The 11,505-nt window shown below is 65.2% G+C and carries 8 protein-coding genes; 6 read left to right on the forward strand and 2 right to left on the reverse strand.

Annotated elements, in window-relative coordinates:
* The first annotated feature begins 2 nt into the window (after positions 1–2).
* The 6 genes from ACWEWT_RS12215 to ACWEWT_RS12240 all read left to right on the forward strand — a co-directional run bounded on the left by ACWEWT_RS12215 (position 3) and on the right by ACWEWT_RS12240 (position 6,843).
* Entirely contained in the window at positions 3–2,132 is a 2,130-nt protein-coding gene (locus ACWEWT_RS12215; RefSeq protein WP_452558404.1) for an acetate--CoA ligase family protein, read from the forward strand.
* Complete coding sequence (locus tag ACWEWT_RS12220; RefSeq protein WP_452558405.1) at positions 2,129–3,295, forward strand: thiolase C-terminal domain-containing protein; 1,167 nt, start codon at positions 2,129–2,131, stop codon at positions 3,293–3,295. The genes ACWEWT_RS12215 and ACWEWT_RS12220 overlap by 4 nt, the downstream gene beginning before the upstream one ends.
* Positions 3,220–3,726 (forward strand): Zn-ribbon domain-containing OB-fold protein, encoded by a 507-nt coding sequence (locus ACWEWT_RS12225; protein WP_452558406.1) that lies wholly within the window; start codon positions 3,220–3,222, stop codon positions 3,724–3,726. Before ACWEWT_RS12220 ends, ACWEWT_RS12225 begins: the two co-directional genes overlap by 76 nt.
* 28 nt (positions 3,727–3,754) lie before the next feature.
* The gene (locus ACWEWT_RS12230; RefSeq protein ID WP_452558407.1) at positions 3,755–4,414 is read left to right on the forward strand and encodes a TetR family transcriptional regulator; all 660 of its coding nucleotides are present in this window, start codon (positions 3,755–3,757) and stop codon (positions 4,412–4,414) included.
* Between the two features lie 200 nt (positions 4,415–4,614).
* Positions 4,615–5,553, forward strand: coding sequence for a TIGR03619 family F420-dependent LLM class oxidoreductase (locus tag ACWEWT_RS12235; protein WP_452558408.1), 939 nt, complete (start codon positions 4,615–4,617; stop codon positions 5,551–5,553).
* 435 nt (positions 5,554–5,988) lie between these two features.
* On the forward strand, positions 5,989–6,843 hold the full coding sequence (locus tag ACWEWT_RS12240) for an aldo/keto reductase (RefSeq protein WP_452558409.1): 855 nt from the start codon (positions 5,989–5,991) through the stop codon (positions 6,841–6,843).
* A 90-nt stretch (positions 6,844–6,933) separates the two neighbouring features.
* On the opposite strand, the gene ACWEWT_RS12245 is transcribed toward ACWEWT_RS12240, so the two are convergent.
* A complete protein-coding gene (locus ACWEWT_RS12245; protein WP_452558410.1) occupies positions 6,934–9,591 on the reverse strand; it encodes a helix-turn-helix transcriptional regulator in 2,658 nt (885 codons plus the stop codon).
* Between the two features lie 124 nt (positions 9,592–9,715).
* Positions 9,716–11,371, reverse strand: coding sequence for a thiamine pyrophosphate-binding protein (locus ACWEWT_RS12250; RefSeq protein ID WP_452558411.1), 1,656 nt, complete (start codon positions 11,369–11,371; stop codon positions 9,716–9,718).
* Between the last annotated feature and the right edge of the window lie 134 nt (positions 11,372–11,505).

Raw genomic sequence — 11,505 nt, forward strand, 5'->3', positions numbered from 1 at the left:
ATATGGCGAATACCGGGTCGACGACGGAGCCAACACATTCGGTGCTGGATTCGAATATCGTTTCTACGGATCCATTGAACCTTCGGACTTTTTATCGACCGCGGTCCATCGCGGTGGTGGGGGCCCATGACACGCGTGCGGGACTGGCGAGCGTCACCAGCCGCGCGCTGGCACATGCCAACCGGATCGGCGCAGCCTTCTATCCGGTGAATCCGACCAAGGACAAAGTCTTCGATATTCGCTCGGTGGCAGACCTCGCCGCACTACCGGGGCCGATCGACGTCGTCTTGATCCTGGTGCGAGATGCCGAGGCCGTGGTGGACTCCGCGAGAGATGCCGGGCTCGACGTCGGCTTTTTCCTGGTATTCGCGAACGGCTATTCGGAACTCGGCACAGCTGAGGGCATCGAACGGGAGAGGTCTCTGGTCAGGGCGGTGCACAGGGCGGGCGCCCGACTGATCGGACCCAACACCAACGCGAACGCGTGGGACCCGCTCGATGAGCTGCCGGGTCGTCGGATCGGGGTGATTTCACAGAGCGGCGCTCAGGGGCGGCCGCTGACCCAGGCACAGCAGCTCGGCGTCGCGTTGAGCTATTGGGCACCGACCGGAAATGAAGCAGATCTGGCCGCGGCGGACTTTGTCGAGTTCCTGGCGCATGATCCCGATACCGCCGTCATCAGTGCCTACATCGAAGGGTTCACCTCGGGCCGGCGCTTACGAGAAGCGGCGGTGGCCGCGATCGAGAACGACACACCCATCGTTGTGGTGAAGGTCGGGCGCAGTGAGGTCGGCCGGGCGATGGCCCAGTCCCACACCGGGCATCTGGTCGGCACCGACGAAGTATGGGACGCTTTCTTCGAGCAGTTCGGTGTCGTGCGCGTCGACGATTTCGACGAACTCATCGAGATCGGTGCGGCGCTTGCCCGCTGTCCGCTGCCCACCGCGGACGGGGTGGTGGTGTGCAGCGTATCCGGCGGCTCGGCCGCGCATGTCGGTGATCTCGCCACGGTCGGTGGTCTGGCGCTTCCACCGCTCAGTAGCGCGACGCAAACCCTGCTGCGCGAGGTGATTCCAGCGGAATTGAACATCTCGAACCCGGTGGACAACGGCGGGGTGGCCGTGCTCGCCGGCAATGGGGCTCGCATCTTGGAGTTGTGTTTACGCGATGCCGCCATCGGTGTGATGCTGTGCCCCGTCCCCGCGCCGGGCGGCGGGCTCACGGAGGCCGTCGGCGCCGGCCTCGTCGAGTTCGCACGAACCGCGAAGAAGCCGATTCTGCCGATCTGGAACGGGGCATCCACCGACCATCCGGTGTACCGGGAGCTCTGGGCCGCCGGCCTGCCGGTGTTCCGGAATGTTCGTAACGCTGTCGGCGCCGCACGTGCGTTGCTCGGGCACCCGGCACGAGACCCGGAGCTTCGCGAAGTTGTTCGGCTGGCGCGCGCGTTGCCCGATATTCCCCGCCGCGCCCAGTCGACCACTCTGCTGGACGAGAGCCGGTCGACCCGCTGGTTGGAAGATCGTGGTTTCGAGTTCGCCGCTCATCGGACGGCCGACACCGTTGCGGATGCCTGTGCAGCCGCGGACGAAATCGGCTATCCAGTTGTTCTGAAAGGCCGTGGCCACGCCCACAAGAGCGAGCACGGGTTCGTTCGAACGGGGCTCGACGGCCCCGAAGCCGTGAGTTCGGCCGCCGCGGATATGCGATCACGTGGTGCCGAGGGTTTCCTGATCGCGCAGCAGGTGTCGGAGGGGATCGAGCTACTGGCCGGGATCAGTGTCGACCCGGTGCTCGGCCCGGTTGTCCTCGTCGGCGCGGGCGGGGTCGATGCCGAGCTGTATCGCGATGTCGCCCGCGCCGTGCTGCCCCTCACCCGTTCACGCGCGGAGAGAATGGTGGCAGGACTGCGGATCTCTCCGCTGCTCGACGGCTGGCGTGGGGCCCAGCCTGCCGACAGGACCGCGGTGGTCGATGCCGTGTTACGCCTCGCCGAGCTCGCAGCGACCGGCGAGGTTGCGGAACTGGATATCAATCCTTTGCTAGCGCGCGCCGATGGGGTCATCGGGCTGGACGCCCTGGTACGGCTGACGACTCCGCCGGCCGACATTCCCGAAGCGCGGGCCCGATGAATCCGGCCGCTCAGTGTGCGATCGTCGGAATCGGACAGACGGTCTACACCCGAGGAACAGACAGGTCCACGCTCGAACTGCACTTGGAGGCGTGTCAGCGCGCGCTGGACGATGCCGGTTTGACGGTAGCCGACGTCGACGGATTCATTCCCAGTTCGCTGGCTCAGGCCACGGTCGAGGACTTCATCGTCAATCTCGGTTTGCGGGACCTGGCGTTCAGCACCTCGGTTCAGCTCGGCGGCGCAAGCCTGATCGCCTCGGTGCAGGCCGCCTGCATGGCGATCTCGACGGGTGGGGCCTCCTGCGTCCTGATACCGGCAGGCCGACGTGGATATTCCGGTGAACGGGTGTCGACCGGCAAGGCCGTGACAGCGGGGTCGATGGCGACCGTCCGCGAGTTCGAGTTTCCGCTCGGAAACATCGGCGCCGCACAATGGTTCGCGCACGCGGCCCAGCGCCATATGTACGAGTTCGGCACAACCAGTGAACAACTCGGCCACGTCGCGGTGAACAGCCGCGCGAACGCCAACCTGAACGCACATGCGCTCATGTACGGCAAGCCCATGACACTGGCCGATCACCAGAACTCGAGGATGATCACCTCACCGTTCCGCTTGTTCGACTGTTCATTGGAATCGGACGGGGCGGGAGCAGTGGTGATCGTCAGTGCCGAGCGCGGTCGGGATCTTCGAAAACCGCCTGTTCTGATATCGGGAGTGGGAACATCCCACAGCAATTCGCCGACGTCGATTACGCAGAAGCCACACGTCGCCGGTGTGCCGGCGATAGGGGTAGCTGCGCGCCGCGCACTGGGGATGGCGGGTATCGACGTGACGGATGCAGATTGCCTGATAATCCACGAGGGATTCACCTGGTATGTTATCGCCGCACTGGAGGCGCTCGGGGTGGTGGGCATGGGCGAAGGCGGACCCTATGTAGAGGAAGGCCATATCCGCTTGGGCGGCCGCACCCCCGTCAACCCTCATGGAGGTGCGCTTTCGGAGGCACACGTATCGGGTATGAACCACATCATCGAGGGTGTGCGCCAACTCCGAGACGAAGTGGAGCCGGCTCGGCAAGTCACCGGATGCGAGAACATTCTGGTGGTGAACGAGGGCAACTTCTTCGACGGTGCCGTCCTGACCTTGCGGCGTGCGTCGTGATCCCGCGCCCGGCGCCGGAGCCCACATCGCTGACTCGTGGCTTCTGGGAGGCCGCGCGCCGTCACGTACTGGTGATACAGCGATGTAGGGACTGTGGTGTGTACCGCCACTATCCTCGTGTGTTGTGTCCGGACTGTCGCAGTGCGGATTGGCAATGGACCCCGGTCAGCGGTCGCGGAACGATCTTCACGTTCACCGTTACGCACCGGGCTTTCCATCCCGCCTGGGTCGATCGGGTGCCGTATGTGTGTGCCACCATCGAACTCGATGAGGGAGTTCGTATGGTCAGCGATCTGCCTGCCGAGGACACCACCCGCGCAGCAATCGGCATGCGTGTAGAGGTGTTCTTCGAAGAACAGCCCGATAACGGTGCCACGCTGCCGAGGTTCCGTCTATCCGAGAAACCATCCGCCTACATCGTGCGCGAGTAGTGCGGTCGATCGAAGGGAGCATCTCAGTATGTCGCCGGACAGTTCTGGCCTCGATACCCAACACGTCAAGGCCAGCGATGGTCGTGTACCTCGGGCTCGGGGGCTGGCGACGCGTATGAAGCTGCTGGAGTCGACGTCCGCGTTACTTCAGGTGCACAAGTACCACGAAATCACGGTGGCGGATATCGCCGGTGAGGCACAGACGAGTACAGCGACGTTCTATCAATACTTCCCCGATATCGCCTCGGCCGCGCTCGAACTGGTCAGGCTCGTGATCGACGAGGGGGAAGGTATGGCGGAGATCGTCCGGGAGACGGACTGGAGCGGGTCGTCGGCGTATACCGGCGCCGACCGACTCGCGTCGGAGTTCCTCTCGTTCTGGGAAGAGCATATGGCGATACTCCGGGTGCTCGACCTCTTCGTCGCTGAAGGTGATCGGCGCTTCTACGAATTGCGCCTACGGTTTCTCGGCGCGGTCACCGACGAGATCACCCATGCCGCCGGCAGGTGCCACGCGCACAGCGGTGAAACGAACTCGGCGGAGCCGCGAGCCATCGGAGCGGTTCTGGTGTCGATGCTCGCACACGTCGCGGCGCATCAAAGGGGAATGCAGACCGAGGGCATCGCCAGGACAGAAACACATCAGGTCATGGCACAGATCATTCACCATGCGATCACGGGCAGGTGAGTACCGGTCGGTCCGGAACGACATCCTGCCCGGTAAGTGGACAGCTCGAGCCTCGATGCGTCCGGATACTACTCGGGTGCTGACACACGGAGCGACTGATCGACTTGCTCAGGTGCCTCCACGGGAGCGGGGGGAATCCCAGCCGCGGTTCCCGGCCTCACCTTCTCGGCCGGTCGCCGATCCGAAAGGACTCGTAATCCATGAAATTCGACGTCATCCTGCCGGGAACCAACCATATTCCGGGCGTGAACTCCTGGTCACATACGCTCGACGCGAACGGTTTCCGGCGTATCCTCACCGCCCTGGACGAAGCGGGCTTCCATGCCGTATCGGTTTCCGAGCACCTCGCGATGCCGCTGTTCGAGGTACCGAGGTTGGGCCCGTATTGGCAGGATGCTCTGTCGGTGATGGCGTTCGCTGCCGCCGCGACCCACCGGATCCGGTTGGACGCGGCCGTTCTGGTGTTGCCGTATCACCATCCGTTACGGCTCGCGAAGTCGTTGGCGACGATCGATGTGCTCTCCGGTGGCCGGGTCGATGTGTCGATCGGTGTCGGCCACGCCGAACAGGAGTTCGCGGCGCTGGGAGTGCCGTTCCGGGAACGTGGCGTACGTAGTGACGAGATCCTCGAGGCGCTGAACACCCTCTGGACCGCCGAGCTACCCGAACACCACGGGAAGTACTTCGAGATCACCGGTCTCGCGGTGGAGCCGCGTCCACTGCAGAAACCGCGTCCGCCCATCTATGTAGGCGGGAATTCGAAGCCGGCCCTGCGTCGCGCGGCGCGCTACGACGGCTGGCAGCCGAATCCGACGGACTTCACGCTGGTGGAGATCCCGCCACTGCTGGACTATATCCGCGAGCAGCCGGACTTCGCCGGCAAGGAGGACAGCTTCGACGTCAACTGGCTCAAATCGCCCGCCGGCATCACCCTGCGCAATGGCTTCGCCGACGCGACCGTGGGAGAGCTGAACAGTTTCCGGGACGAGCTGATCGAAGTCTATTCCGGCGGTTATCGGCAGGCCGGGATCACCCGCACTGTCGTGGAACCGCCGGGCACCGTGGACTCCGAACAGGAGTATCTGGACTATCTGCGCTGGTTCGCCGGGGAGGTCGCGCCGGCAGTAGGGGCGGAGTGAGTATTTCGCGCCGACGCCGAGTCCGTGTCGGTGGAGTATCTGGTGTGGAGCGCGGTGGGATGCCGGATCGCGCGGGCCGTCGGGGTGCCCCGCGAACACCGGCGCCACCACAGCCGGCCCGGACCCGGTCCTGATGCCCGCCGCGAGAGCACGGTCAGGAGGCTGTCGCGTTCAATGTCGGTATCGCCGGCGCCGCGCTCGGCACCGCGGGCCTCGCCCGGACAGGGTACCGAGATGGTACGGGCAGTGACGGCCGGAGCGACCCGGATGAGCGAGGCCGGCTGACCGGTGACCCGTGGCGGCTCGCGAAGCTGTCGCACCGTGTGCCTGCGGTAGTTCTGGTCACAAACCGATCGTGCACGCCGAGCCGGACCCCGGGTGCCGGCGGACCGTGCTACACCAGGGAAACCCTCGAGGCGAAGGAGCGCGCAAGTCATGATTCTGAACGAGACGTACACGCTGTCGAACGGAGTACACATCCCGAAGCTGGGCTTGGGCACCTGGTTCATCGATGATGACAAGGCCGCCGCCGCGGTGACCGAGGCCGTCGCGATCGGCTATCGCAATATCGATACCGCGCAGGCCTACGGCAACGAGCGAGGGGTGGGCGAAGGAGTCCGAGCCGGCGGGGTTCCGCGCGCGGAACTGTTCGTGTCCACCAAGGTGGCGGCCGAGATCAAGAACTACGACGACGCGGCCGCCGCGATCGACGGCTCGCTGGCCGCGTTGGGGCTGGACCACATCGATCTGATGTTGATCCATAGCCCGCAACCCTGGAAAGACTTCCGGGGCGGGGACTACGCCGAGGGCAATCGCGAGACCTGGCGTGCGCTGGAGGAGGCCTACCGGGCGGGCAAACTCCGATCGATCGGTGTCTCGAACTTCGAACAGCGCGATCTCGACAACATCGTCTCGAACTGTACCGTCGCACCGCAGGTGAACCAGCTGCTCGTCCACGCGGGCAACACCCCGGCCGAACTCATCGCCTACTGCCGAAGCAAGGACATTCTCGTGCAAGCGTATTCGCCTATTGCGCACGGAGAGATCCTGAAGAACCCCGATATCCGGGCGATGGCCGACCGGTACGGCGTGAGCGTTCCGCAGCTGTGTATTCGCTACACCCTGCAACTGGGTACCGTGTCGCTGCCGAAGACCGCCGACCCCGAGCATATGCGCAGCAACGCCCAGGTCGACTTCGTGATCGCCGACGACGATATGGACACGCTGCGAAATATGCGAGCCCGGGACTACGGCGAGCACAGCGTGTTCCCGGTCTACAGCGGCAAGTGACAAGCTGGTCCCGAAGTCGCCGCCGCGCCGTCGCAGTTCGTGCACGAGATGCAGCACGATCCGTACACCCGATATGCCGAGCGGGTGGGCTCACCGCGGTCGTGGGCGGAACTGCTTCTCGCCGGTGAGGTGCATCTCCTTCGCTGTTTCTGCCCGTATCCGCTCAACCTGCTCTGGCGGGGCGACCTTGATGATGTCACTTCGTGAAGTGATCACGAGTTTTCGGAATATCGCAGCCATCTGCGCGTCGATCGTCTTGGTGGACGTGCCCCGGCGCGCCGCTATGGCGGCGTTCGTCCCGCCGGCGGCCGCCATGATCGCTACCTTCTGCTCGGTAGCGGACAACTTACGCCACCGTGTGGGGACTGCCGGGCGGGCGGGATGGTCGGTCGGCAGCCTGTCCACCGACAGCGTGCCCAGTGCCAGCCGCTGGATTTCGCACTGCTCTCCGTTGAGCAGGGACCCTTGCCGCAGTGCTGTCGTGAACGCTTCACGTCCCAGCACACGCCGGACAGCCTCGAGTGCCTTGTTCTCGGTGAAAGGCCCCATATCGCCTCTCTCGAAACCCAGTGACGCTCGGAGTGTGGAAATTCCGCCTGCGAGTTGGGCGGCTTCGGTGGCAAGTGCTCGAGCTCGGCTGCTGTCCGCGGTCGTTGCCGTAAGCAAATCGCCCGTGACTCGGGCCAGAGCCCACATTCGTATCCGTACAGCCCACGTTTCACCGAAGAGGTCGCCGGTTCGCAGGAGGAACTCCAGTGCGTCCCGGCTGAGGTCGAGGGCCTCGGCAGGACTGTCGCTCTTGACGAACGCCATCGCGCACGCCAGCTTCGCCCACGCCGTCGCCCATTCTGCGCCTGCGGCGGTGGCGTGCGCGAGGTGGCGGGAGGTGATCCCGAGTGCTTGTGGCGCTGCTCCCACGAAGCACGAGGCCCATGCCTCCAACTCCGAACACCTGGCCTCACCCGCCCGGTCGCCCAGCGTGCCGAATTTCTCCCGGGCGCGTGCGAGTACGGTGACCGCGGCCGCGTCTCGGTGCAGCATCATCAGTTCCGCGCCCCAGAGGAATTCGACGCGGGGTGGAAGACCGATATCGGTTTCGGGTTCCTGCCGCCAGTCCTTTCCGATCCGCTGGTCGTGGACAGCGGCGACACTCTCGTCGAGCATTCGCTCGGCCTCGTCGTTCTTGGCCTGAATCAGATCCAGCCAGCCGATTACGGCCACGGCATCGATGTGCAGATCTGTTGTCTCCGGCGCGTGCGTTCGGACGGCCTCGAGAGCGTGGATGGTCCAGCGGCGCATCTCGCGGGGTGACCCTACGATGTTCCGCATGTCACTCAGGCAGATGGCTATCTCGAGGCCGGTGGTCGGGTCGTTCGAAACCAGGCTCGTCTCGATGGCGCTGACGAGGTTGTCGCGTGCCCCGCGGACCCAGGTGATGAGGTTCCTTTCGGAGGGGCCGAACCAATCGGCCCGTGCGGCGACGATCTTGTCCCGGTAGTACCACCGGTGCCGTCGTGTGAATCGTGCGGGCGCGCCCATTTCGGTGTCGGAGCGTTCCTGCAGTTGTCGCGCGGCGAAGACCCGGACGCTTTCGAGTAGCGAGTACCGCACAGTGGTGGGCGTGAGGTGGGCGGTAACCAGCGACTGGTCGACCAATCGCTCGAGTACGTCCTCCACGTCTTCCGGTGGGAGCGCTGTCGGCTCGTCCTCGATGGCCTTCGCGTCCCGGGGGCCGTCAGCGCAGACCGCCTCGATCGCCTCCAGATCGACTCCGACATCCGGGGGCGAGACGACATCATCGGGATTCGCGTCGTATCCGGCCGCGAAAACCGACATTCGGTCGAGCAGCAAACGCTCCTGATCCAGGCACAGGTCATAGGACCAGGCGATGACGTCCCGTACGCCCTTGTGCCGAGGCTCCGCGCCTACTCGTGGTCCGTGCGTCCACCGCATGCGTTTATCGGTGTGCGCACCGCTGAGATCATCGATGATGGACGTCAGTGGTTGTCGTAACAATCGTGCCGCAGCCAAACGTATATACAGTGGATTGTGGTGAACATGGCGGCAGATCGAATTGGCCTTCGCGAGCTCTTCTTTGCCGGCGATGGTGTTACCGGTGAACTGTGCACGGTGTCGAAAGAGCGCCAGAGCCTGGCCCTGTGACAGGGAGGGGACTTTCACCACGTACTCGTCCAGCCAACCGATAGGCGCCCGGCTGGTGGCCAGAATACTCACACGAGGCACTGCTTCCAATAGGTCTGCGATCACCCGGGCGGCGCCGTCGAGCACATGCTCGCAGTTGTCCAGCACGAGTATCACCTGGTCGCGGCCGGAGTCGGGCGGTGTGTTCAACCTGTCGACAAGGGCATCCCATCCGGGCCGGCCCGAGAGATCGAGGCCGATGATCGTGGTGGCGATCTCTTCCTCCACCGCGGTCGGGCTCGCGTCCTTCGTCAGCCGAGCCAAGCGCACCCAGAAAACGGGTACTTCCTCGGCTCTGTAAATGCGACGAACGGCCTCGCTCGCCAACCGCGTTTTGCCGATCCCGCCGGCGCCGGTCAAAGTGATCAATCGGGCCGACCGCCGCAATAGGCCGATTATTCGATCCAACTCGGCATCCCGGCCCACGAACTCATCCGTTACCGCCGGCATATTTCCAGTCCGCGTTCGGTGCCGAACCGACATGTAGTCGGATTTTAGTCGCGTTTCACGGGGTGGGCCACCCTCACACCCGACCTTCGACTTCATCCGTTTCGGTACGGCTGTGGTTCGGCCGAACCATACGAAGTCCGTATGCGTAGGCATCAGAGATATCGCGGAGCAGAGCGGGCGGCGATCGATTGCGCAGGGCGGGACAACCTCGATGTGGACCTCACGGCGCCGAAGCCGTAGGAGCAGCGGCGTGCGCTGCCGCGATCGGTTCGTTCCGGAGGATTGCCGTGCGTATGGCCATATGCAGATCTCGGCGGCTCGATCGTTCGGTGGCGACCTCCAGGACACGCAGGCCGCCGGCCCGGCCCCGAAGCGCGACGGCCAACTCGGCCGTGGTCACCCGGCGGTGGGCTATGCGGTAGGCAGCGCAGAGTGCTTCGAGATCGGCCCCGTGTGGGGTGGCGAAGATCCGCTCGGATATTCCGGCATATGCGGGGTCGCCCTGTTCGAGAAGTTCGAAGATCCCGCCGCCGTTATCGTTTGCGACCACGATCGTGAGGTCGTCCGGTCGTGGTTCGGTGCGACCGATGAGCAGACCGCAGACGTCGTGCAGGAAGGTCAGGTCGCCGATCAAGGCGATGGTACGACCCCCATGCGTCAGTGCGGCGCCGACGGCTGTCGAGACCGTGCCGTCGATCCCTGCCACGCCGCGGTTGGACAGAACCTCGATGCCGGTGCGCGGGCTCCAGACCAGTGCCGCGTCGCGGACCGGATTGGATGCGCCGAGCAGTAAACGGTCGCCGACGCGTAGCGCGTCCATCACCGTGGCGGCCACGTGCAGGCCGGTGGGGTGGGAATGCCGCTTCAGTTCGGCTCGCACTGCCCGGTGAGCTCGGCGGCCGAGTTCGCCGCAGCGCCACAGCCAATCCGGGTGTGGTGTTCCGAGGGGGGCCGCGCGCGTGCCCGCTGCGGTGACGGTGCCCGGAACATCGGGCCAGAGCGGGCTCGGCGTCAGACTGTAAACGGTGACCGACGGGTCACGTAGCAATTCCGATACCTGGCGGTGCAGAGTTGGTCGGCCGACCACAATCGCCTGGCGCGGTCGCAGGAACGGCAATGCGAGTGGGTGCAAGGCGGGCCCTTGCGGGGGCGAGGTCGGTTCGGTGACGGCGGGCAATCCCGCCAGCTCCGGCTGCGGGTCTGCGCCGTGTCCCGAGATCAGGACGGTGTCATGACTCAGGTCGATCCGCACTGGTATCTCCACGGTGGCGCGCCTGCTCGTCGTCCAGGGCCGGCCACCGGGTCGGTCCGCGGGATAGGAGCAATCGGGTGCGGGGCCGGTGAGCGCGTCGGGCGCGGGGACGTCCACCCATACCGGCCCTGGGCGACCGAGGGCTTCGCCGTGTGCGGCCGCCAGCGCCCGGCAGATATCGGAGCGCCATACGCTGTGGTGCCGACCGCCGGTTTCGTGGCCGTCCACGGCGAACTGCTCGGCGTCGGTACGCGCGAGCCGCACACACGCGCGAACTCGGCGGTGTAGCGGCTCCTCCGGCGAAGGCGCCGGACCGGTGGTCAACACCACGAGGGGGATCGCCGCGTAATCGGCTTCGAGTATCGCGGGGGCCAGGCCGGCGAGAGCCGGAGTCGTCAGGATGGGCACCGGCCGAGCCTCGGCCACCGCGAGACCGATGCCCAGGAAACCGCAGGCGCGTTCGTCGAAGCGCAGGTGCAGCCGGACGAGTCCGGCGGTTTCGGCGCTCCGGAATGCCAGGGCGAGCGCGCTGGTCCTCGCTCCCGGGCACAGAACCGCTTCCTGTACCCCGCCGCGGATCAGCTCGTCGACGATCACTCGCGCTCGATCGGCCGAAGTGTTCACGTTGGTGCCTTCCTCGAAAACTCGTGGTCGTGCGGCGGCGCGTGTGGGCTGCTATGTCGTGCGTCACGTTGGTGGGCATAAGTGACCCTTGACACAAGCGCCCTGGCCGTAGATATTCAGTACACGGATATTAC

This window comes from Nocardia sp. NPDC003963, from assembly GCF_053605105.1.

Bases quoted from the DNA above. Each gene is read 5' to 3' on its own strand.
- ACWEWT_RS12215 (WP_452558404.1), top strand. From the start codon at position 3: ATGGCGAATACCGGGTCGACGACGGAGCCAACACATTCGGTGCTGGAT.
- ACWEWT_RS12220 (WP_452558405.1), top strand. From the start codon at position 2,129: ATGAATCCGGCCGCTCAGTGTGCGATCGTCGGAATCGGACAGACGGTC.
- ACWEWT_RS12225 (WP_452558406.1), top strand. From the start codon at position 3,220: ATGCGAGAACATTCTGGTGGTGAACGAGGGCAACTTCTTCGACGGTGC.
- ACWEWT_RS12230 (WP_452558407.1), top strand. From the start codon at position 3,755: ATGTCGCCGGACAGTTCTGGCCTCGATACCCAACACGTCAAGGCCAGC.
- ACWEWT_RS12235 (WP_452558408.1), top strand. From the start codon at position 4,615: ATGAAATTCGACGTCATCCTGCCGGGAACCAACCATATTCCGGGCGTG.
- ACWEWT_RS12240 (WP_452558409.1), top strand. From the start codon at position 5,989: ATGATTCTGAACGAGACGTACACGCTGTCGAACGGAGTACACATCCCG.
- ACWEWT_RS12245 (WP_452558410.1), bottom strand. From the start codon at position 9,591: ATGAAGTCGAAGGTCGGGTGTGAGGGTGGCCCACCCCGTGAAACGCGA.